20 protein-coding genes and 2 pseudogenes are annotated in these 20,604 nt (G+C 60.9%); 9 read left to right on the forward strand and 13 right to left on the reverse strand.

The genetic code is table 11. The features are described from left to right. Positions 1 to 78: 78 nt before the first annotated feature. Positions 79 to 1,047 (forward strand): LysR family transcriptional regulator, encoded by a 969-nt coding sequence (locus PRtIB026_RS07160; RefSeq protein ID WP_267813733.1) that lies wholly within the window; start codon positions 79 to 81, stop codon positions 1,045 to 1,047. 19 nt (positions 1,048 to 1,066) lie between these two features. On the opposite strand, the gene PRtIB026_RS07165 is transcribed toward PRtIB026_RS07160, so the two are convergent. Next, a complete protein-coding gene (locus PRtIB026_RS07165) occupies positions 1,067 to 1,528 on the reverse strand; it encodes a RidA family protein (protein ID WP_062575164.1) in 462 nt (153 codons plus the stop codon). 259 nt (positions 1,529 to 1,787) lie between these two features. Here PRtIB026_RS07165 and PRtIB026_RS07170 point away from each other — a divergent pair, with 259 nt between their 5' ends. The 4 genes from PRtIB026_RS07170 (at position 1,788) to PRtIB026_RS07185 (ending at position 4,642) form a co-directional block, all read left to right on the forward strand. Next, positions 1,788 to 2,471, forward strand: coding sequence for a hydrolase (locus PRtIB026_RS07170; RefSeq protein ID WP_028689876.1), 684 nt, complete (start codon positions 1,788 to 1,790; stop codon positions 2,469 to 2,471). A 163-nt stretch (positions 2,472 to 2,634) separates the two neighbouring features. Further along, complete coding sequence (locus tag PRtIB026_RS07175) at positions 2,635 to 3,018, forward strand: helix-turn-helix domain-containing protein (RefSeq protein WP_203648028.1); 384 nt, start codon at positions 2,635 to 2,637, stop codon at positions 3,016 to 3,018. A 158-nt stretch (positions 3,019 to 3,176) separates the two neighbouring features. After that, complete coding sequence (locus PRtIB026_RS07180; protein ID WP_203648027.1) at positions 3,177 to 3,596, forward strand: organic hydroperoxide resistance protein; 420 nt, start codon at positions 3,177 to 3,179, stop codon at positions 3,594 to 3,596. Between the two features lie 32 nt (positions 3,597 to 3,628). Beyond that, a complete protein-coding gene (locus PRtIB026_RS07185) occupies positions 3,629 to 4,642 on the forward strand; it encodes an alpha/beta hydrolase (protein ID WP_203648026.1) in 1,014 nt (337 codons plus the stop codon). Positions 4,643 to 4,770: 128 nt separating this feature from the next. Here the strand turns inward: PRtIB026_RS07185 and PRtIB026_RS07190 are convergent, their stop codons facing one another. From PRtIB026_RS07190 to PRtIB026_RS07225, 8 genes and pseudogenes are all read right to left on the reverse strand, one after another. Beyond that, positions 4,771 to 5,367: a hypothetical protein gene (locus tag PRtIB026_RS07190; protein ID WP_203648025.1), complete on the reverse strand. Its 597-nt coding sequence runs from the start codon at positions 5,365 to 5,367 to the stop codon at positions 4,771 to 4,773. Positions 5,368 to 5,624: 257 nt separating this feature from the next. Then, positions 5,625 to 6,326, reverse strand: a complete 702-nt coding sequence (locus PRtIB026_RS07195; RefSeq protein ID WP_244670931.1) for a hypothetical protein — start codon at positions 6,324 to 6,326, stop codon at positions 5,625 to 5,627. Then, complete coding sequence (locus PRtIB026_RS07200) at positions 6,327 to 7,106, reverse strand: MarR family transcriptional regulator (protein ID WP_232854760.1); 780 nt, start codon at positions 7,104 to 7,106, stop codon at positions 6,327 to 6,329. A 118-nt stretch (positions 7,107 to 7,224) separates the two neighbouring features. Then, a pseudogene (locus tag PRtIB026_RS07205) lies at positions 7,225 to 7,473 on the reverse strand (putative 2OG-Fe(II) oxygenase); the annotation flags it as partial. Continuing rightward, entirely contained in the window at positions 7,467 to 8,249 is a 783-nt protein-coding gene (locus tag PRtIB026_RS07210; protein ID WP_203648023.1) for a hypothetical protein, read from the reverse strand. The pseudogene PRtIB026_RS07205 and the gene PRtIB026_RS07210, both read right to left, overlap by 7 nt. A 117-nt stretch (positions 8,250 to 8,366) precedes the next feature. Then, on the reverse strand, positions 8,367 to 9,146 hold the full coding sequence (locus tag PRtIB026_RS07215; protein WP_203648022.1) for a hypothetical protein: 780 nt from the start codon (positions 9,144 to 9,146) through the stop codon (positions 8,367 to 8,369). Further along, the gene (locus tag PRtIB026_RS07220; RefSeq protein ID WP_203648021.1) at positions 9,125 to 10,144 is read right to left on the reverse strand and encodes a hypothetical protein; all 1,020 of its coding nucleotides are present in this window, start codon (positions 10,142 to 10,144) and stop codon (positions 9,125 to 9,127) included. Before PRtIB026_RS07220 ends, PRtIB026_RS07215 begins: the two co-directional genes overlap by 22 nt. Positions 10,145 to 10,304: 160 nt before the next feature. Continuing rightward, positions 10,305 to 11,345, reverse strand: a complete 1,041-nt coding sequence (locus PRtIB026_RS07225) for a DMT family transporter (RefSeq protein ID WP_203648020.1) — start codon at positions 11,343 to 11,345, stop codon at positions 10,305 to 10,307. A gap of 196 nt (positions 11,346 to 11,541) precedes the next feature. On the opposite strand from PRtIB026_RS07225, the gene PRtIB026_RS07230 reads away from it, so the two are divergent. The 4 genes from PRtIB026_RS07230 (at position 11,542) to PRtIB026_RS07245 (ending at position 17,539) form a co-directional block, all read left to right on the forward strand. Further along, positions 11,542 to 12,315 carry a carbon-nitrogen hydrolase family protein gene (locus PRtIB026_RS07230; RefSeq protein WP_267813734.1) on the forward strand — a complete coding sequence of 258 codons (774 nt, stop codon included), beginning with the start codon at positions 11,542 to 11,544 and terminating at the stop codon, positions 12,313 to 12,315. A gap of 503 nt (positions 12,316 to 12,818) precedes the next feature. After that, positions 12,819 to 14,264 carry a YadA family autotransporter adhesin gene (locus PRtIB026_RS07235; RefSeq protein ID WP_203648019.1) on the forward strand — a complete coding sequence of 482 codons (1,446 nt, stop codon included), beginning with the start codon at positions 12,819 to 12,821 and terminating at the stop codon, positions 14,262 to 14,264. Positions 14,265 to 14,429: 165 nt separating this feature from the next. Next, on the forward strand, positions 14,430 to 15,182 hold the full coding sequence (locus PRtIB026_RS07240; protein WP_324256562.1) for a response regulator transcription factor: 753 nt from the start codon (positions 14,430 to 14,432) through the stop codon (positions 15,180 to 15,182). 68 nt (positions 15,183 to 15,250) lie between these two features. After that, positions 15,251 to 17,539 (forward strand): ATP-binding protein, encoded by a 2,289-nt coding sequence (locus tag PRtIB026_RS07245; protein WP_244671026.1) that lies wholly within the window; start codon positions 15,251 to 15,253, stop codon positions 17,537 to 17,539. On the opposite strand, the pseudogene PRtIB026_RS07250 reads toward PRtIB026_RS07245, so the two are convergent. The 4 genes and pseudogenes from PRtIB026_RS07250 to PRtIB026_RS07265 all read right to left on the reverse strand — a co-directional run. After that, positions 17,529 to 17,615: pseudogene (locus PRtIB026_RS07250) on the reverse strand (type II toxin-antitoxin system mRNA interferase toxin, RelE/StbE family); the annotation flags it as partial. The gene PRtIB026_RS07245 and the pseudogene PRtIB026_RS07250 sit on opposite strands and share 11 nt — an antisense overlap. Beyond that, positions 17,605 to 17,844, reverse strand: coding sequence for a type II toxin-antitoxin system RelB/DinJ family antitoxin (locus tag PRtIB026_RS07255; protein WP_203648016.1), 240 nt, complete (start codon positions 17,842 to 17,844; stop codon positions 17,605 to 17,607). The pseudogene PRtIB026_RS07250 and the gene PRtIB026_RS07255, both read right to left, overlap by 11 nt. Before the next feature lie 102 nt (positions 17,845 to 17,946). Continuing rightward, positions 17,947 to 18,378, reverse strand: coding sequence for a DUF2846 domain-containing protein (locus PRtIB026_RS07260; protein ID WP_244670929.1), 432 nt, complete (start codon positions 18,376 to 18,378; stop codon positions 17,947 to 17,949). 413 nt (positions 18,379 to 18,791) lie between these two features. Beyond that, positions 18,792 to 20,273 (reverse strand): methylenetetrahydrofolate reductase C-terminal domain-containing protein, encoded by a 1,482-nt coding sequence (locus PRtIB026_RS07265; RefSeq protein ID WP_203648015.1) that lies wholly within the window; start codon positions 20,271 to 20,273, stop codon positions 18,792 to 18,794. Between the last annotated feature and the right edge of the window lie 331 nt (positions 20,274 to 20,604).

Consider the following 20,604-nt stretch of genomic DNA (forward strand, 5'->3'; position numbering starts at 1 on the left):
CCACTCGCAAGAACAATATGGCTGCTTCACCCACCCCCATCTCGTATCATCAGCGCCTTCGCATTCGGAACGAACTGTGTGAAATCGCCAACTGGAAAAGCGCCAACTGCCGCTGATGGGCCGAAGTGGGACGTCGCCGAGGCTGTCAATCAGCTCTCGTGGGACGACTTGCGCATCATCAAGACGCTCAGTGACTACGGCAACCGTGCGGCGACGGCCAAGAAGCTTGGCATCAATGTCTCCACCGTTTCGCGCCGGGTTGCCCAGGTCGAGCGAACGCTCGGCATCGCGCTGTTCGACCACCGCAAATCAGGCTATCTGCTCACCGCCGAGGGCGCGGAGTTGCGAGCACTCGCCGAGCGCGTGGAGCTGGATATCGTCAGCGTCACGCGGCGTGTTTCACGTTCAGGCCAAGGCCCGCTGGGGAAGCTTCGCATTACCACCAGCGACTCGCTGCTGCTGTACTTCTTCACCCCCATCATCGCGGACTTCAAGGCCCTGAACGAGGGGATCAGCATCGAGGTGCTGGTGGGCAATGAAACCCTCAGCCTCGCCCGGGATGAATCGGATATCGCCATCCGCGCGACAAGAAAACCTGCAGAGAGCCTGGTGGGCCGTAAGCTGGCGAACATTGCCTGGGCACCGTACTGCAGCGCCAAGCAGATGACTGCCGAGCCCCTGTTCGCAGAGGGGCAGGCATGGGTGTCCTACTCGGCGGCGCTCTGCGGTTTGAGGGCGACCAGCTATGTCGAAAGCCGGGTCGCCGCGGAGCGCATTGCCTACCGCACCGACTCTGTTGCAGCCGCAAGCGTCGCCATCGCGGCGGGCCTGGGGTATGGGTTCCTGCCCTGCATGCTGGGCGACATCACCCCGGGGTTGGTACGCGCAGGCCCAGTGGTGCCAGAGCTTCAGGACGAATTGTGGCTGCTGACGCACCAGGACATTCGCAAGTCGTGGCGCGTCAAAGCATTCATGACTTTCTGCGCCGCTGCCGTGGCCAGTCAAAAGCCCTTGGTCGAGGGGCAGTCGGTACTCCCGGTCAGCTGATCGCAACCGGGAGTGCAGCTTAGATTTCCCGGGCGCCAATCACGGCCTTGCAGGCGATCTCGATCAGTTGCGGGCGCTGGGCAAGCCGCGACACCCCAATGATATTGCTCGCGCACTGAGGCCGCTCAGTGCCATAGGCCGCCTTGCGCACTTTGCCGACCACCGCGAACGCGGCGTCCATGTCCAGTACATAAAGCGTTTCCTCGACAACGTCTTGCAGCGTCGCGCCATACAAGGCGAGCAGCTTTGAGATGTTGTCGTAGGCGACCTGCATCTGCTCGCCCATCGATGAGAAATCGCTGGGCTTGCCGTCGGCGTTCAGCGGCGCCGGGGCCAGCAGATTACCGGCCTCGTCATGGTTGAACTGGCCTGATACGTAGATCTCGTTGCCTACCCGCCGTGCCTGCGGATAGCCATACGCCTCCTCCCAGGAAACGCCCCAGTAGGCGGTCTGCTTGTTGAACGGTTGTGAAGCTGCCATTGCATTCTCCTGCACATGACGGACCGGCTTGATCCGAATGGAACGGCGAATGCTAGCAGCGCGGCTGCGTATGCAATGGCGCAAAAATGAGCCGGCAGAGGCGCAAAAGTGCGCCACCGACAGGCGATTTGTTTCGTTATCTTTTGCTCGTCCTCAAGCAACGACGCTGAGGCGAGCACTCGTGGCTACGGTGATGCCTGCAACGTGCGGGCCCCGAAACGGGTGCGATCGAACTTCATCAAATTGAAAGGAAACAACAATGAGCAATCCTAAGACTGAAGTCCTGACCCCGTTCAACAGCCAACTGATCTTCATCGATCAGCAGCCACAGATGGCCTTCGGTGTTCAGAGCATCGATCGGCAAACACTGAAGAACAACACCGTTGGCCTGGCCAAGGCCGCGAAGATTTTCAATATTCCCACCACCTTCACCACGGTCGAGACACAAAGCTTCTCGGGCCACACCTACCCCGAGCTGCTAGCTGTGTTCCCCGACGCCCCGCTGCTGGAGCGCACCTCGATGAACTCCTGGGATGACCAGAAGGTGCGCGACGCCCTCAAGCGCAATGGCCGCAACAAGATCATCGTCTCCGGCTTGTGGACCGAGGTCTGCAACGCCACCTTCGCCCTGTCGGCAATGAACGATGCCGGCTATGAAATCTACATGGTCGCCGACGCCTCCGGCGGCACCACCAAGGAAGCCCACGATTACGCCATGCAGCGCATGATCCAGGCCGGCGTGGTACCGGTGACCTGGCAGCAGGTGCTGCTGGAATGGCAGCGGGACTGGAAGAACCGCGACACCTACGACGCTGTGATGGAGCTGGTCAAGGAACATTCCGGTGCCTATGGCATGGGCGTCGACTACGCCTACACCATGGTGCACAAGGCGCCTGAGCGCGTTCAGCATGGCCCCACCCTGGCGCCTGTCGCTGCTGTCTGAGCCATCGCCAGCTCCTGTCCTGGGGGCTGTTCACTGACGTGCGAAGGGTGCGCGGTGGGCTGATCCGAATCAACGAGCCTGGCCTGGAACCTCTGGGGTTTCCAGCGCCCAGCGCTGCTCGGGTCAGGCGCTCGCATCCTGCTACCTGGATTGATGGGTGTGTATGAACAAGGACAACTCTACCGTGCTGGCGACGCTGACACTGGCTTCGACAGGGCAGCTCAAATCCTGGCAGTTGAGAACGGCCACACAGCTGATGCTGGACAGGCTGGATACCTGCCTATCAGTGACTGAAATCGCCGAAGCATGCGCATTGTCGCGCAGTCACTTCTCACGCATGTTCAAGCAAAGTACCCGGATGTCGCCGCAACAATGGCTGCGTGAACAGCGGGTGTTGAAGAGCAGGGAGCTATTGAAGACTTCCACGATGTTGCTCACAGAGATCGCACTGGAATGCGGCTTCTGCGATCAGTCTCACTTCTGCCGCACCTTCGTGAAGGCTGAAGGCATGACACCAAAGGCTTGGCAGCAACAAGCCATTGCCTGAGGTGTAACCCCCTTGAAAACCAATTTGTTACAGCGGCAGATTATTTCTAAAAACATTGCGCACTAAATTATTGCGCAATAACTGATTGCGAGTTGTTGGCGTACAAACATTGAAGTCGCCAACAGCATGCCCCGAATACATTAAAAGTGAGGAAAGCCATGAACGTTCTCTACACCGCAGTCGCCACCGCAACCGGTGGTCGCGATGGCCGAGCCATCTCCAGCGACAAGCACCTCGATGTGAAACTGGCCACGCCGAAGGAACTGGGCGGTGCCGGTGGTGATGCCACCAACCCTGAGCAACTGTTCGCCGCGGGTTACTCGGCCTGCTTCACCGGCGCGCTGAAGTTCGTCGCCGGCCAGCGCAAACGCAGCATTCCAGCCGACGCCTCGATCACTGCGCAGGTCGGCATTGGCCAGATCCTTGGCGGCTTTGGCCTGGATATCGACCTGCACATCAACCTGCCAGGCCTGGAGCACGCTGATGCACAAGCGTTGGTGGAGGCGGCCCACCAGGTGTGCCCGTACTCCAATGCCACCCGTGGCAACGTCGATGTCCGTCTGCACGTCACCGTCTGACCTACTGCCTCAGCAGAAACAGGGGATTTGAAATGAACGTTTTGACCAAGACCCTCGCGGGCTCGCTGCTTGCCTTGTCGATCGGTAACGCATTCGCCGACGCTGGCGTCGAGCACAACACCCAGGCATTCCTCGATACCTTGAACGCGGGCGGTGGCAAACCCATCGAGCAGCTTTCGCCGCAGGATGCCCGCGCGGTGCTGGCCGGCGCTCAGTCCGGGGTGAAACTGACGCTGCCCAAGGCGGATGTCAGCGAGAAGACCATCACCGTCGATGGCCAGGCCATCCGCTTGACCATCGTGCGCCCGGCGGGTGTGAAGGGGACCTTGCCGGTGTTCATGTACTTCCACGGCGGCGGCTGGGTGCTCGGCGACTTCCCGACCCATGAGCGCCTGGTGCGCGACTTGGTCGTCGGGTCTGGGGCGGTGGCGGTGTTCGTCAACTACACCCCGTCCCCTGAGGCGCACTACCCGACGGCGATCAACCAGGCCTACGGGGCAACCCGATGGGTGGCCGAGCACGGCCAGGACATCAATGTCGACGGCAAGCGCCTGGCGGTCGCGGGCAACAGCGTCGGCGGCAACATGGCAGCGGTGGTCAGCCTGATGGCCAAGGACAAAGGCACCCCGGCCATCAAGTACCAGGTGCTGTTGTGGCCCGTGACCGACGCCAACTTCGAGACGGCGTCGTACAACCAGTACGCCGAGGGGCACTTCCTCACCCGTAACATGATGAAGTGGTTCTGGGACAACTACACCACCGACCCCAAGCAACGTGCCGAGATCTACGCCTCGCCGCTGCGCGCGACCACCGAGCAGTTGAAAGGCCTGCCGCCAGCGCTGGTGCAGACCGCGAGTGCCGATGTGCTGCGTGATGAAGGGGAAGCCTATGCTCGCAAGCTGGACCAAGCCGGTGTGCCGGTCACGGCGGTGCGTTACAACGGGATGATCCATGACTATGGCTTGCTGAACGTGGTCAGCCAGGTGCCGGCGGTACGTTCTGCAATGCTGCAGGCTGGCGAGGCGCTGAAAGTGCATTTGAAGTGAGCCCACCCAAGCCCGCAAGTGGATGCCAGGAACAGGCGATCACCGCTGGAAACGAAAAACCCGCCAGACAGCGGGCTTTTTCGTTTCTGGTTTGACGGTAGCGATCGGCAACGTATCGCCAGGCGGGTCTACCAGAACCACCCACCCCGCGCGAGCTCCTGCTCGCAACTCCGATACTGCGCCCCGAACACCGAAGCGCGGGTCTGGACCTTCTGCGAGACGTTCTTCAACCACGGCTTGGCGTCATAGCTGCGGTTGCGGTAGCCGCCCCAGCCTTCGTGGTAATTCAGGTACTGGCCATAGGCGTCCCACTTGGACACGCCGTTGACCTGCTGGCTCTTCTGCATGTACCAGCCCATGAAGTCGATCGCGTCGGCGAAGTCGTCGCGGGCGGCGCCCCAGCCGCCGGCATCGCGCTTGTAGTCGGCCCAGGTCTCGTCCTTGGCCTGGGCGTAGCCGTAGGCGCTGCTGACCCGGCCCCAGGGGATGAAGCCGAGGAAGTAGTAGCGCGGCGGCAGGGCGTCGTGCTTGAACGAGGACTCCTGGTACATCATCGCCATCGGCACCTGCACCGGCGCACCCCAGCGCGCCTGCATCTTCAGCGCCGCCTCGTGCCATTTCGGCTTCTCGCGGAAGATCTCGCAGAGGTTGTCGGGATTGGCCGGGGGCTTGGTGGCGCAGCCGGCTACAGCCAGGAGAAGGGCCGGCATGGTGAGCCGAAGCATGGAGAGGGGTTCCTTGTGCGGACGTCGGGTCGCAGGGCGCTGACGCTTTATACATTCTTTTGAGACGTAGATGAATCAGCGGGCGATCACACGATTGCAGTGTGGTGGCGTAAGCCATTCGATCCCAGCCCCTGCCGTGACAAGCCTACAGCAATACTATTCATACGCGACGCTCAGGTAGCCGTTCGATATCACCCCGACAGATAGCGGCATGTGCCTGTCAGGCGACGCTCCCTTGAGCGACCTCGTCGAGCACCTCATTTCAAGGCGGCCAGTTCATGCAAGCGTTGAAAGATCAGGCTTTCCCGGCCTGGGGTGGACCTTACGGAGTTGCTGCTCTGAACCGCATAGTCAATCCCGTCGAGTCTCAACAGTTCGGTGATCCCGGCGGCAACGTACTGCCTGAGCTCGTTTTCGGCCGTCTTGAGTTCCTGCATCAGTTCGGGGCGCCCATCGATCACGATCAGGATGTCTTCTACATCCTTGTGATAAGGGTCGTTTTTCCCTCGGCCTTTGAACGCTTCCAGTTTGGTAGCCAGGAAGTACGGGGCCCTGAATATTTTTATCTCCAAGCCACTTGGAAGTGGTTGTGTAGCGGAATGAGCCAAACCTTCGACAAACCATCTGTTGGTGTAGCCCAGGACTTCTGCGGCTGTGGGCATGATATCTACGATCACGTCGTTGAAACGAAACCGGCAATTGACGTCATCCTCGCCGGTTATTTTTATGTTTTTTGCGGCGAGCCGTTCCGTGAGGCGGGTCCATTGAACGATACCGGCCAACTCGATAACCAGATCGACGTCCTCTGTGTAACGTATGTCATCGATGATTACCGGATCGGTAACCAACATGGCCGTTGTGCAGCCGCCCACGAATGCGACTTCATCCAGCAAGTCTTCACCAAGCCCGTGAGCGACCAACTCAAGGAGCTCGTAGTTGTGGTCAGCGCTGAAGGGCATTTACTTCACCCCCAATCCAGCTTTGAGAATGCCTACCGCGACACTTGTTTCGCGAGGGCCGCCTATACGTATTGCGTCAACCAGAGCCAGATAGTGGTACAGCGTACGGTCCTGCTTCACCGCATGGGGGACCGTCTTGTAGAGAGGTTCTATCAGCTGGCCGCGCTCGACCCCCAGTGGGTCGGGCCAGACGTAGAGGGTCTCTCCAGCACTGCGGATGCTGCGGTTCAATGCGGGAGCGGCGAAACAGGTCGGTATCCCGCGAACCAAAGCGCCTGGTCGTACGGGAAAGAAGTACTTGAGCGCGTGCTCGGCAAGCTTGAGAAGCTCACGGCGATTGACCTTCGGCAGCCCGGTAGCATGGTCGTTGATCAGCAGGCCTGATTCGCGGCACCTGCCCATGGCATTTGACACTTCGCTCTTGCTCAGGCCCAGCGATGCCGAAAGCGCCCTGACTGAGTAGCGATCACTCCAGGACGAGCGCGCTGCGTCAACAGGTTCAACGGGATCGGTCCAGCCCTCCCAGCTTTCGCCCCCCATGAGGATCAAACGCGCTTCCTTGGCGACATTTGAATAGGAAAGAGCTGGCGCCGAATCAGTGTCGGGATATTCAGAGCCGCTTGGCCTCAAAAACCTTCCCGTTCGGTTGTATTCCCAGTCAGGCGCCTGCATGGCGCTCTCAACCGCGCGGTCGAGCTGCTCGTTGTCTATCAGCAAGTTCTCCTCCTGGGCATAGAGGCTCGCCATCTTGAACAGGAGCAAAATATCTTGACTCTTCATTCGAGTAAAAGTCCGGGCCGTCCACATTCCATGATTCGTGGACACTTTAGCCTCTGACTTGCTAATCATGTCAAGAGTTTTGGCGTTTTTCCCTACGCTCACCACGCCAGACCCCACCGACGCGCATGCGCAGCGCCGGGTTGTAGGTGGAGGCGACCATGCCGCGTGGGTCGATGAACTCGAGGTCGCCGCCAACGGCGGGGTCGTCCTCTCGGCCACCGGCGTCCACCCAGTAAGCGCCGGACCAGAACGCCCCGGGGTGGCCATGCAGTGCGTTGCTGTGGCCGGCCTGGTTCACGTTGGCCCAGGCGTTGAGGGTCCATTCGAAACCAGGCTCGATCAGGCCGTGTTGCTCGCTGCTCAGCGCCCGGTCGCTTGCTCGATGAGCAACTGCCAGTTGCGCGCCTCTTGCCAGTCGGCGGCAAAGGGCAGTTGAATCCAGTAGGGATGCTGGCCGGCGCTCTGCAACTGCACGTGCAGGGTGAAGGTGCGCACGGTGTCGTGGGTGGTGGTCGAGGTGGAGCGGGACTTGCCGCCGCCGATCATGCCGAACTGATTGTTGAACGCGTAGACGTTGCGCCAGCCGTGCTTGGTGGTGGTCTGGGTGGTGCTGCGGGTGACAGCTTGCTCGTCCACGCGCACTTGCTTGACCACCCGTGGCGCATCCATCAGTGCGTGGCGCTCGCCAACCTCCGGGGCCAGCACATACAGCATACGGCTGTCGGGGAACACCGCCAGCATGCGCCCACCGCGGCAGACCCAGCGATACGCGCCCAAGGCCTTGCTGGCCAGGAACGCCTTGCCTTCTTCCATCCGTGCAGCATCGAGCGCGCGATATGCCTTGTCCAGTGCGCGCTGGCGCGGGTACCACAGCACCGACACCGGGTAATACAGCAGCCACAACAGGCACCAGAGCAACACGGCATAGATCGGCCCGCCGATGTAATGGCCCTGCCAGATCCACTTGAGCATCAGGTAGCCGCAGTAGGCGGCCTGGACGCACATGAATGCCAGGGTGACCTGGCGTCTGCGCTGCAGCAGCCGGATTTCAGCCTGGCGTACCTGCTCAAGGGCATGGTTGAGCGGCTCGAGCGCGGCAGTGAAGGTGGTATCGGCGGCGGCAACGTGTTGCTGAACTGACATAGGGCATCCTGCGCATGAAGGCTACGCGCCACTCTGGGCGCGACGGGGCGGGAGTATACCTTGGGTAAAACGCAGGGTTCGAGTTGGGGCGGGATGCTGAATGTGGTGGGCAGGGTGTCACTGGCGGTGTTGGGCGGGAGGATTGATACAAAACACCCTAGCCAGGCGCTCAATTATCGATTCCCGAGTGCCTCTCAAACCCATGGCTTTCAGATCCATCTCTTCTTCAGCCAAATGCTCCAGAAACAGTGCCATGTCGTTGGCAATCCCCGACGGCAGACTTCCCCATTCACCTGTCAGCAAGCCTGTCAGCATCATGATGTCATTGCGGTGCTTACGAATGTTTCGTGAGTCGACCTGCTCCCCCGCAGACTTACGCGCCGAGAGGTCCAGCCAAGCCTTGGCCTTGAAAGGAATCAGGCGGTCTGCGCCGATGTACGAGAGCGTGTCGTTCTGCCGGCGACCTTCGAGCAGAAAGGCGTAATAGCCTTCATCGAGCAGGATTGCCAAGAGGCTTGAGACGGATTCGTCGGTGGGGATTGGAGTCAGTGTGGCGTGCTCGGGGTGGTCGAGCTCGTCGGGCGTTCGCGAGAACAGTTCGAGCTGCGCAGGGTAGTTTTCGTCCGTGGGGTTCTGGAACCGATAGAACACTGGGTGTGCGGTGCTGGCTTGGCGGATCTGGTAGCCACCGCTGTGGACGAATGCCCAGAACGCCGCGACGAACTGGCTGTCCAGCGCTTCGATGATCAGAACGATATCGAGGTCCTTGGTAGTCCTGAATGAGATGCCGGCCTCGTCCATCACAAGTGATGAAGCCACCCCGCCAATCAGCACGTACTGATCGCGATAGCGACTGAAGTGCTGCCCGAAAAGTGTTAGTCCCCTGACCCCAACCATTCCACCCGCTCCCTCAGTTCATCGAGCGCCATCTGGACGCGCTCATCCTGGGCATTGTCCAGGCTCAGGAACAGGGAAGCTGCATCGGCACGGTTGCCGGATGTATCGAGGGTGTCGTAGGCCCAGATTTCCACCCACGCCCGGGTGTCGTCCACCGATTGGCTGAGGCGCAACGAGCCATCGGCAAGCAGCGCATCAAAACGCCGCTTGGTCATGCCGTAGACGGGCTGCGCGGGTGCGGCCAAGAGCGTTTGGCTGGCCATGGCGGTTTCACCAGCCAGGAAAACACCATGGCCGAGAGCTGGTTCGGCGGAAATTGCGACTTTGCGTTTCACCGGGGAGCGCAGGTAAGGCCGAGCCTGTTTGAACAGCTCGGGCACGCTGGTGCTGAAGGCATAGGCCTGCACCGCACCTTTGGATTGGCTGGCGATCAGCAGGCCGGTATGAAGCAGTTGCTCCACGACCTTCGAGAGGGTCACACGGCTGTAGTTCAGGTCACCCAGGAGTGCGCTGGCCGGGAATGGCGTTTCGTTGATCACGCCTTGATAGAGGCGGGCCAGCAATATGGCCTGGGCGGCGGGGAGCAGTGCGGTGATGGCTGTCTGCACGCGGCGTTGGCGGACACGTTCGCGCAGGTCCATGGCCAGTTCGGGGATGAATAGTTGATAGCCAGGCTGGATGAAATTGAGCTGGTGGCTGATCAGGCTGCGGCGGTCGGCAGCGGACAAAGCAGGGCAGACGTAAACGGGTGTGGCAGGGGTAGCTTGGCTTATCTGAGCCAAGTGTTTGGTAAGGGTAACTGCGCCTGGGTAGATTGGATTGCAGGGGAAGAGCAGCAACACCACCAGCGGCGACGGCTTGAACTGGAGGGTGAGTTCGAAGCAGGTGTAGGTGTCCAGTAGATGGTAGGGGAGCTTGGGAGATACCGGTTTCAGGTGAGTGGGTACACCGAGGACGGACTCAAGGTAGCGCTGGGTTTCCTTGTGTGGGTTAGCCATGTCGAGAGTGTGCCGTTTTAAGCCATTTTTTGCACTGTAAACCTAAGTGGTTAACAAATCAAAAATATGGTTAACAGATGACAAATCATCGAACGGTAAAGGGGACGAATTTCTCCAACGCTGATGGATGAGAAAAATCTATCCCCTTACCCTGACTGGCTCAGTGCCTATGCCGATGATGAACATCCGGAAAATGTGCATGGCTATGTCGAAGCGGCGCATGCACATGCGGGTGGCTGTGCGGCTCGGTACCGTCCCACTCGAAGTCATGCTCATGCCGATGGTGCTCATCGTGCGTATGCCGGTGGCTATGATCGAGGGCCTCGTGCTGATGCTCGTGAACATGGTTCTCCATCAGGTGAATCCACACACCCAAGGCCATCAACGCCGCAGCGAGCAGGAACATCACGGACACCGACTCACCCAGCATCAGGACCGCGACCGCAGCTCCCAGGAACGGTGCCGTGGAAAAGTATGCCCCGGTGCGCGCACTCCCCAGCCCGCGAAGGGCCAGGACGAACAGCACCAGGCTGACGCCATACCCAAGAAACCCAACCAGCATGATCGACCCCAGTGTGCCCAGGGCCGGCAGTTGCGAGCCGATGGCCAAGGCCAGGCTGCCATTGACCACGCCCGCCGCCAGGCCTTTGCTGCCGGCGATGAACATCGCGTCCGAGGCGGAGACCTTGCGGGTCAGGTTGTTGTCGATCGCCCAGCAAAGGCAGGCGAACGCCACCGCCAGCGGGCCGGTCCAGTCATGGGCGGTTGCGGTCTCTTGTGGCCATGACAGCACGATACCGCCCAGGACGATGGCCACCATGCCGATCACGATCCGGCGGTCGGCATTTTCCTTGAACACCACCCACGCCAGCACCGCCGTCAGGACCGACTCGAGGTTGAGCATCAGCGATGCAGTGGCCCCCGCTGTGCGAGTGAGTCCGAACATCAGCGCCACAGGTGCAAGTACGCCGCCGAAGAAGATCGCACCCAGCAACCAGGGCCATTCTCCGGCAGGCAGCCCGGGCCGCTGCCAGCCGCGATCGCGCACCAGGCGGACGAGGGTCAGGCCGACGCCGCTGCCCAGGTAGAGCAGACCGGCCAGTAGGATGGGCGGGGTATCGACACCCAGCAGTTTGGCGAGCGGTGTGCTTGCGCCGAACAGTGCGGCTGCAACCAACGCGTAGAGAACACTCAGACTCATGATGGGCCCCTGTCAGGCTGATTGCGTGCAGGAGAGCATCATAGTCTTTCTGCACAAGGGCTGGAGCCAAGCTGTGGGGCTAGTGGGAGAGCCATCGCGGGGCAAGCCCGCTCCCACGCTGCCTCCATGGCTGATGCAAAGGTTGTCTACTGGACAGTAGCCGAGCAGAGTCCACCTACCTTGTCAGGAGACGCCCATGCCCTCAGCCGTGTTCGCCGCCGCCCAATGCGCCATTGGTGATGGCGATATCCCCGCCAACCTGGCCTTGCACCTGGCGTTCATGCGCCAGGCCCATGAGCATGGCGTGGACCTGTTGCTCTTCCCCGAACTGTCCCTCACGGGCTACGCGCCCGCCGTGTCCAGTGCCCTGGCGCAGGGCCTGGACACGCCGCTGCTGGCGCCACTGCGCCAGTTGGCCCAGGAAGCGGGGATGACCACGGTGGTCGGGATGCCGCTCAAGGTGCCGGGCCAGGACAAGCCGCGGATTGCGGCCTGCATCCTCCACCCGGATGGCTCGATTGCGGTCTATACCAAGCAGCATCTGCATACCGGTGAAGACGTATTCTTCAGTGCCGGGAGCGGCGGCGAGTTGTTGTCCGTCGCCGGGCTGTCCGTGGCCTTGTCGGTGTGTGCCGATTTCAGCCATCCGGAGCATGCCGCCCAGGCGGCGCAGCGCGGCGCGCAGGTATACGCGACGGGTGTGCTGATCGGTGAGGGCGGGTATCCGGCGGATAGCGCGTTGCTGCAAGGTCATGCACAGCGGCATGCAATGGCCGTGCTCATGGCCAACCATGGCGGCACCACGGGCGGCTGGGCGGCGGCAGGGCGCAGCGCGTTCTGGGACGAGCAGGGGCGGTGTGTCGTGGCGGCTTCAGGGGCCGGCAATCGGCTGGTGGTCGTTTCCGGGCTGGCGGGCGAATGGCAAGGGCGCGAAATGTTCGTGTCTCTGGATGTCGCTGAGTCAGCCTGAAATCACTTGGCCGCTTTGCGGTAAATCTTACTCCGCTCACGTTTACCCACAGGCGTTTTCTGATTTTTAGGGGATATCCGATATTTTCACCTGATGGATTCTTGGACCATGGCCCCACGCTCAAACGCAACGGGTGTTGGAGCGAATGCCTGGCAAGCCTGCCTACCTGGCAGGCTCGATGTGCAGCGAATCGCAAGACCAAGAGTTATCTGGTGCGTGATGGAAGTCCGCGGGGGTAGAAAAGGAAGGGATATGAAAACGCACAAGGACGTGCCTCTTCAGCGAAGACTGTAAAGTCTCCTGTCGACCTATATCTACTCACTGAGCGGCATCTCGACATCTCCTCGCTTGCCTGCAAACAAACTACGTTGATTAACCCGGGTACTGACGTTTCCGGACGGACAGTCCGTGTCTTCGCCGTGGAGTCTGTTTGCGAGGGTGCGAATGAATCGACATTCCAGGTCTTGCATTGAATATTGAGTTCAATAGAGTGGTGTTCGGTCGTGATTTCGAAATTTGATATTAACTTCGCGCCTGTAGGGACGCGTTGGGTAAGTGGTGTGTTGGCCTCATTCCTGTTGACTGCCGTCAGCTCGCACACGGCGCTGGCTGCAGAGGCGATCAAGGGGCCGGCCCCTACGGCTGCGGACAATGCCCGTTTCACTGCTGTTTTCGAAAGTCTTGTAAGAAACATGGAGGGGCTTGGTAATTTCCCCAATCCACAGACTTCATTGCCACTGTTTTCATTGCCGAGTGGGTTTGCGGATACGCTGTTGGAAACTTTTAAAGCCGGATTGAATGATCCGGGTAATGATACTTTAATCACCAGGCGTGAAGCGGCAGAAGCTTCTGTGTTTGCCATGGATGCACTGGCTAAGACACTCAAAACTAGTACGCCCGTATTATTCGATGGGGCGAAAAAAGTCGGTGAGGCCGTCCAGGCGTCCCAGGCGGCAGTCAAGTACGACGACGTCAACAACAAGGCTCAACTGACCCTCAACCCCGGTGGCCAATCCGCTCGTCTGACCAATGTCCAGTCGGGCGCCCTGACCGCCACCAGCACCGATGCGGTCAATGGCAGCCAGCTGTCGTCCACGAACGCGCGTGTCGACCACTTGGGCACGCTGCTCGGCGAAGCCGCCACGGGCATCGCCAGTGATATAGAGCAAGCCAAGGCCTACACCGATACCAACATTGTCACCGTAAGCCAGTCGGTCAAGGCGGTGGAGGGCGTTGCGACGCAGGCCGCACACAAGGCCACCCAGGTTGCGGCCGATGTGGCCAGCCTGCAAAAGGGTACTGGCGGTGCCTTCCAGGTCAATGCCCGCAGCAGCCAGCCCCAGCCCCAGGCCTCTGGCAATGATGCTGTGGCCGGTGGCAGTGGTGCCCAGGCGGTTGGGCAAAACAGCCTGGCGGTTGGCACCCGGGCTCGCGCCGAGGGCAGCAACAGCAGTGCCGTGGGTAGCGACGCCAAGGCACTCGCCGACAACAGCGTCGCCGTGGGCGCCCAGTCGGTGGCCGAGCGCAAGGATTCGGTTTCGGTAGGGCGTGCTGGCGCAGAGCGGCAGATCACCCACGTCGCCGCTGGGTCCCGGGGGACCGATGCTGTCAATGTGTCGCAGCTGGCACACACGGCAACGGTTGCCGTCGAGCGGTCGAACGCATACACCGATCGGCGCTTCACGCAGCTTCACCATGAGCTCAAAGAGCAGGACAACACCCTTAGCGCGGGTATCGCCGGTGCCATGGCAATGGCCAACCTTCCGCGTTCGATAGTCGCCGGCAGCAGCATGACTTCGGTGGGCGTGGGTAACTACCGCGGCGAGTCCGCGCTGGCGGTCGGTGTCTCGTATGTTTCGGACAGCGGTCGCTGGTCATCGAACTTCATGGGCACGGCCAACACCCGCAGCGATATGGGGGTTGCGCTCGGTGTCGGCTATCAGTGGTGATGCGGTTCGGCTCGTTTAATCGAACACCTTGATATCTGTTTGCACTCCTCTAGGCTCGTGTTCAGGGCTGAGCCTATCCAATTGGCTTTGCGCTGAAAGGGAACGCGGTGATGGCGGCCGGCCTTCAATAGCTGTCCTTAAGAGCGTCGCTCTGCCGGATGGCTATTGCAGTCCGTCTTCCAGTTGATCGAGAGTTCTACAACGCTGGATCTCGATGGAGGCAACATGGGTAAGCCATCTGGAGTCATACGTGTTGCGATGCTGGACGATCACGCCGTGGTGCGCTTTGGCGTGGCGGCTTGCATTGGTGCGGAGCCGGATATCCAGGTGGTGGGTAGCTACGGGTCCAGTCGCGAAATGATTGTCGGCTTGCGCGATGCCCCGGCGGATGTGCTGTTGGTCGATTACTTCCTGAGCCCGGACGAAGTCGACGGGGTGTCGTTGATTCGTGCGCTCGTGGCCAAGTTTCCCGCCTCCAGGATCCTGATCTTCTCAGCGCATTACGATCCGGCGATCGTCAGTTTGGCCTTGCGGGTGGGCGCACGTGGGTTTGTCGGCAAGAGCCAGGACTTGGCCCTGGTCGCCACGTCGATTCGCAAGGTCAACAGCGGCAAGGTCTTTATCGATCCCGACATGGCCTATCGCCTGGTGGAGATCGACGTCAACCCGACCTTGCGCCCCACATTGATGCCTTTGGCCGAGTGCGATGCGTTGAGGGTCGAAGGCGTGCGGCTGTCGGTCAAGGAAAGCGAGGTCATCCGTTGTTTCCTCGCCGGCCTCACGGTCAGTGAGATCGCCCGGAAATTCGCTCGCAGCGATAAGACGATCAGCACCCAGAAGTGGGCGGCCTTCCGCAAGCTGGGCGTCACCTCTGATGCCGAGTTTTTCAAGCTCAAGCATCACTTTGGGGTCTATTGATGGCGCTACGACTGCTTGGTCTGCTAGCCCTGGTGGCGTCGTTTCAGCCAGCACTGGCCCAGCAGATCATGCTCAGCGACGAAGAGCGCGCCTGGATCCAGGCGAATCCGGTGGTCAGGGTCGCGGTCGAGCCCGATTGGACACCGATCGAGTACCTGGAGAACGGCAGTCTGAAGGGGCTTGCTGCCGAATATCTGGCGATCGTGGAGCAGAGTACCGGGTTGCGTTTCGAGCCGGTGCCGGGTACTGGCTGGACATCGGTGGCCGGCATGCTCGAGCGGCACGAAGTGGACATGGTGTCGTCCCTGGTGAGTGGCTTTGCACCGCCAGCTTTTGCAAATCTCGTTTATGAGACACGCACTTATTCCATCGCCAACACCTTCATTTTTGCGCATCAAGACCACTCGATGATCTTCGATATCAAGCAATTGGAAGGCAAGGTGGTCGCCATCAAGGGCTGGGGAGAGTACGAAAGCAAGGTGCGGGCGCTTTATCCCACGCTCAACATCCTGCGAACCAGGACCTCCGAGGACGCGCTGGTCGCGGTCGTCGAAGGGCGGGCGGATGTGGCGATGGGGGTCGGGAAGACGATGCTGCCTTACCTGCGCCGAAAGTATGACGGACTGCTGCAGATGTCGGGGGGTATCGCGAGCCTGTCGGTGGAACTGACCATGGGCGTGCGACGTGACCAGCTGATTTTGCATGGCATCATCGACAAGGCGCTCGCCTCGATCAGTGCTGATCGCTTCTTTGAAATCGAAGAGCGCAGTTTCGGCTCCGCGACCTATGGCGCACCGACCCTGAGGGTGTTGCTCGATCATTACGGGGCGGTTATCGGGCTGGCCCTGATCAGCGTGCTGCTCATCCTCTTTTTTGCCTTGCATGCCCGAAAGGAACGGCGTCTGGCCGTTCGCAGCGAGCACGAGAAACAGATGTTCATCGCCGTGCTGAGCCATGAAATACGTACCCCCATGAACGCGATCATCGCGTCCATCGAGTTGTTGGGGCGCAGCAACGAATTGTCGGGTGAGTCGCGTCGACTGCTCGACCTGGCCAGAAGCGGCTCCGAGAACTTGCTGTACCTGCTCAACGATGTGCTGGATGTGTCCAAGCTGGAAGCAGGCGCGTTGCAGCTCGACTATGCGCCGACGGATATCACGCAACTGGTCGTCTCGGTGGTCGACCTGTTCGCTGCCAAGGCTCAAGAACAAGGGCTGACGCTTGAGCTTCTGCCGGAGTCTGCTGTCGAGTCGTTGCTGATGTTGGACAAGGCGCGCATGGAGCAGATCCTGCAAAACCTGATCACCAATGCGATCAAGTTCACGGCGGTCGGTGGGGTCAAGGTGAGTGTCGGGCTGAACGAAGACGCCTCGGCATCGGGCGTCGGTCTGCTGCGGATCCAGGTCATCGATAGCGGCATCGGCATTGACCCGAAGAGCCTCGAGAAATTGTTCAAACCGTATGGGCAGGCTGGTGAAAATACCCAGCGCAATGGCGGCTCGGGGCTGGGGTTGTTGATCTGTCGACAACTGTGCGAACTGATGGGGGGTGAGATCGCGCTGGACAGCGAACTGGGCAAAGGCACCGTGGCCACTGTGTCGATTCCGTGTGAGGTGCGGGGGCCGCATGCCGAGCGCTCAGCAGAGGCTGTGCCAGGCCCGGGTGCGTTCCAGGTGCGTGCGCTTGAACAGACCTGTGGGGTTCTGCTGGTCGAGGATACGGCCGCGAGTCGGATTGTGTTGCAGGCCCAACTGGAGGTCCTGGGTTGTCAGGTGACAGCGGTGGAAACCGGCGCTGATGCCCTGCGGGCGCTGGAACAGCATCGCTACGACATCGTCCTGCTCGACTGGCACCTGCCGGATACCACCGGATTCGAGGTGGCTCGCTGCTGGCGACACACCGAGGTGGCGAGAGGCATTGCACCGACGCCCATCGTGGCGGTGTCGGCGCGCAGCGGCCCTGAGCACACCATCGCCTGCTTCGAGGCCGGCATGAACGGCGTGCTGAGCAAGCCGATCCAGCTAGGCAAGCTCAGGGATACGCTTCAGCTCTGGACCAACATGCCGATCATCGAGACGGCGCAGGATTCGTTGTCGATCAGCAACCTCGAAGCGGCCACCCAGTCGCTGTGGGAGGATGCCGACGCGCTGGATATGGCGATCCAGGACCGTGACAAGGAGGCCGCCTTGTATCGTGTCCACCGCTTGCTCGGTGCCTGCTCGGTACTGGGCTATTCCAGTCTGATCCTCTGCCTCAAGGACCTGCAGGCGCATGTGCAGGAGGCAGGCTATGGGCAGGCCCATCAAGAATTGATGCAGTTCAGGCTGATACTGGCAAAAGAAAGCGCTTCTTCTTGAGCGGCTGGCGAATGGTGTCGCCGAGCTTTCGCCATTCCTTGAGCGCGCGCGCATTAAAGTCGAGGTTATAGGTCATCCAGCGTTACCCTTACCCTCTGCGGCGCGGCCAGGCGTTCGCGTACCGTGGCGAGCAATGCTTCATCCTCTTCGGTCAGCAACACGGGTTTGAACGGCAGTTGCCCACGCTCAGCGACGTATTGCAGTGCCTGGCGCATCAGCTCGGAAGGGGTTACACCCAGTTTTTCCAGCTCACGGTAGGCGCGCACTTTGAGGTCGTCGTCGATACGCACATTGATGGACGCCATGCTTGCAGCCTCTTTGTAATGACAATTGTCTGTACGGTGAGGCAAGACCGGCAATCGAGCAAGAGGGGCGACGCGATTGCCGATGGGCATGTCAACCAATGCTCAAAGCCCGCCCACCAACTTCGTCTCCAGCACGCCTTTGCGGCCCACGGCCTCGGAAACCACGTGCAACTTGGCATCGGCGGCGCCAAAGCCCATTTTCATCTCCTGCCATATGAACAGGTTCTTGCCTGGCTGGGCTTCGACTTTGATCATCCTCAAGGTGCCGCCATCGGAAGCAATGGTGTGCGGCCCAGGCGGTACTTCCGCCACCAGGTAGGTGTGGGCTGCTGTTGCACCGATCATGCGGCCGTCGATCAGCACGTCGTACTTCATGGCGGCTCCCATCGTTTCATTTCGATAGATGTAGACGCGTGTCATGCCTGGAACGGTCTCGAAGCGCTTCATCTGAGCATCCACCATGGGGTCACCTTTAGGCACGGTGACACAGGCAGACAGCAGCATCAGCATCGAAGCGGCGAGCAACTTCTTCATCGGACTTCCTTATCTTCACAAAAACGGCGCGTAGCCAGGTTGGATAGGGTTATACGCGTTGTGTACCTGTATTCCAACGTGTGCCTTCGAGTCCGTCATTTCGATGCCCTGGCGCTACGGGCGCGGCATGCTGCGCAACCCGCGCAGGCTCGGTGCATCAAGCGCTGAATCCGCGGAGCACGAATTACTGGAAGCGAGTATGAAAAGGAACATCTGCCTGGCCGTCACCTTGTCCATGGCCTGAGCGGCGTCAGCATGCAACGCAACCTCGACCTGAAATACCGTTGCAGGTGCTGCCGGGTCCTGCCGCGATCAAGGCATTCACCGTGGACTATTACACCCAGCATCCCGACAGGAGTGTCTTCGAAGCGGCCATGTGGTTGTCCCTGAAGATCTAGCGTGGCCGTGCCCGTTCACTCGTTGAACTCGGGCGTGGCGTTTACCTGGGGTGAGGGGGCTGCCTTCGTGTCGAACCACACCGGCCACGAACTGCGATGCCGGCTCTCCACCTGCACACAGTGAATCAACCGCTCGCGCAACACCTCGGTCCTGCCCACGCTCACCGCCAGCCGATACTTGGCACTGTGCACGCACTCCCGGTCGCCAAACTCGCAACGGTCAAGGCTCGTGCCTCCGCACGGCCCGTTCGCCAGCCCTTTGGGGCAGGTCTCGGGGCAGATGTAGAGCGTGTCCTCCAACCGACAGCTGCCGCAGGTATCGCACCCCACCATCGGGCGTTTGATATGCCGCTCCAGCTGATGCAGCCACTGCGCCGCCGTGGGGTTGGCCCACAGCGGCCGGGTCACGGCCCAGCCGAAGGCCTTGCTCAAGGCCGTGGTGCGGCTGAACAGCTGATGGTGCATCGCCGAGAGCAAGTGATAGCGGGCCTTTTCCTTGTTCGATGCATTGATCTGCCGTTGCCCGAGGCACCAGGCGTGCCCGGGTGGGTGGAAGGTGACCGGCGCCAGGCCAGGTGCCTGCCAGGCCGCTTCCCAGGCCGGGGCCCAGTCCTGCAGTGAGGTGAACTGCGGCTGCAGCGCGTCGATGGCCTGCTCCAGGGCCTCGAACTGAGCCACCTCGTGGATGCCGGACAGGTGCACGCCGGCATAGCCCATCAGTTTCAGGCCGATCACCTGCAAGGCCAGGCGATGGTTGGCGCGTTCCCTGGCGTAGGCCTTGGACACCGCCGTTTCGGCGGCCAGCAGCGCGCGCATCGACGGCGTGACGGTTACCCCGGCAACGTGATCGAGCATCCCGGCGCGGCCTTCGGTCAGCGCCATGATGCAGGCCATCAGTGGCTTGGGCCGGGGCTGGCGCTGCATCCAGTCGAAGGCTTCCTGGTGTTTGTCGATATCGAAACCGAGCTGCAGGATGAACAGGTCGGCGCCGGCGGCGAGTTTCTTTTCGGCCTTGCAGTACTGCGCGCCGCCTTCGGCCTCCTGGTACTTGAATGGGTTGAGCGCGGCGGCCAGCAGCCAGTGGGGGCGGGCCTGGCGGACGATCTGCAAGGCGGCCACGGATTCCAGGTAGCGTACCGGCCGTTCGCCCGGGTTGTGGCCGGGCAGGCGGTCGCCGGTCAGCAGCAGGAGCTGGTCGAGGCCGGCGGCATCCATGCGTTGCAGCTGGGCCAGCAGGTCGCGGCGTTCGCGGTCCTTGCCGGAGAAGTGCAGCAGGGCGGGGACAGGGTTCGAGAGACTGCTGAAGGCGTCCAGCGGCGACATGTCCAGGGCGCTGGCGACGCGGTCGCCGATGGCCACGGTCATGGGCCAGCCGCACAGCCGGGTGCGGGCCATGAGGGTTTCGAGGGTGGCGAAACGCTCGGCGCCGGGCTTGGGGACGAATTCCAGGATGCAGGCGAAGGCGTTGGCGTCCAGGGTCGTTTTCAGCAGGCTCATGGGGTGCGGGCTACCGGGTTGGGGCAGGGTGGCAGTGTGCGGCAGATTGGCGGGTGGGGCATGTCTGATTGCGCGGGGGAATGTGTTGATTGAGACATCCTAGGCGACCCAGCCCCCTGTAGGAGCGGCCTTGTGCCGCGAAAGGGCTGCGCAGCAGCCCCAGGATGTCAGTGTTGATGCAACGATCGCCGGGGCCGCGTTGCGGCCCTTTCGCGGCACAAGGCCGCTCCTACAGGCAGATCACCGATCATGAACAAATCTTGAGTTCATCTCAAATTTAATGAGTTTGTCTCACCTTGTTACGGCGCCCAGAATCCCCTCATTCACATTC

The sequence above is a fragment of the Pseudomonas sp. RtIB026 genome, from assembly GCF_016861355.2.
Taxonomy (GTDB): domain Bacteria; phylum Pseudomonadota; class Gammaproteobacteria; order Pseudomonadales; family Pseudomonadaceae; genus Aquipseudomonas; species Aquipseudomonas peradeniyensis.

Excerpts from the sequence above, each read along its gene's own strand:
- PRtIB026_RS07165 (WP_062575164.1), bottom strand. The coding sequence starts at position 1,528 with ATGGCAGCTTCACAACCGTTCAACAAGCAGACCGCCTACTGGGGCGTT.
- PRtIB026_RS07170 (WP_028689876.1), top strand. The coding sequence starts at position 1,788 with ATGAGCAATCCTAAGACTGAAGTCCTGACCCCGTTCAACAGCCAACTG.
- PRtIB026_RS07175 (WP_203648028.1), top strand. The coding sequence starts at position 2,635 with ATGAACAAGGACAACTCTACCGTGCTGGCGACGCTGACACTGGCTTCG.
- PRtIB026_RS07180 (WP_203648027.1), top strand. The coding sequence starts at position 3,177 with ATGAACGTTCTCTACACCGCAGTCGCCACCGCAACCGGTGGTCGCGAT.
- PRtIB026_RS07185 (WP_203648026.1), top strand. The coding sequence starts at position 3,629 with ATGAACGTTTTGACCAAGACCCTCGCGGGCTCGCTGCTTGCCTTGTCG.
- PRtIB026_RS07190 (WP_203648025.1), bottom strand. The coding sequence starts at position 5,367 with ATGCTTCGGCTCACCATGCCGGCCCTTCTCCTGGCTGTAGCCGGCTGC.
- PRtIB026_RS07195 (WP_244670931.1), bottom strand. The coding sequence starts at position 6,326 with ATGCCCTTCAGCGCTGACCACAACTACGAGCTCCTTGAGTTGGTCGCT.
- PRtIB026_RS07200 (WP_232854760.1), bottom strand. The coding sequence starts at position 7,106 with ATGAAGAGTCAAGATATTTTGCTCCTGTTCAAGATGGCGAGCCTCTAT.
- PRtIB026_RS07210 (WP_203648023.1), bottom strand. The coding sequence starts at position 8,249 with ATGTCAGTTCAGCAACACGTTGCCGCCGCCGATACCACCTTCACTGCC.
- PRtIB026_RS07215 (WP_203648022.1), bottom strand. The coding sequence starts at position 9,146 with ATGGTTGGGGTCAGGGGACTAACACTTTTCGGGCAGCACTTCAGTCGC.
- PRtIB026_RS07220 (WP_203648021.1), bottom strand. The coding sequence starts at position 10,144 with ATGGCTAACCCACACAAGGAAACCCAGCGCTACCTTGAGTCCGTCCTC.
- PRtIB026_RS07225 (WP_203648020.1), bottom strand. The coding sequence starts at position 11,345 with ATGAGTCTGAGTGTTCTCTACGCGTTGGTTGCAGCCGCACTGTTCGGC.
- PRtIB026_RS07230 (WP_267813734.1), top strand. The coding sequence starts at position 11,542 with ATGCCCTCAGCCGTGTTCGCCGCCGCCCAATGCGCCATTGGTGATGGC.
- PRtIB026_RS07245 (WP_244671026.1), top strand. The coding sequence starts at position 15,251 with ATGCTCAGCGACGAAGAGCGCGCCTGGATCCAGGCGAATCCGGTGGTC.
- PRtIB026_RS07255 (WP_203648016.1), bottom strand. The coding sequence starts at position 17,844 with ATGGCGTCCATCAATGTGCGTATCGACGACGACCTCAAAGTGCGCGCC.
- PRtIB026_RS07260 (WP_244670929.1), bottom strand. The coding sequence starts at position 18,378 with ATGAAGAAGTTGCTCGCCGCTTCGATGCTGATGCTGCTGTCTGCCTGT.
- PRtIB026_RS07265 (WP_203648015.1), bottom strand. The coding sequence starts at position 20,273 with ATGAGCCTGCTGAAAACGACCCTGGACGCCAACGCCTTCGCCTGCATC.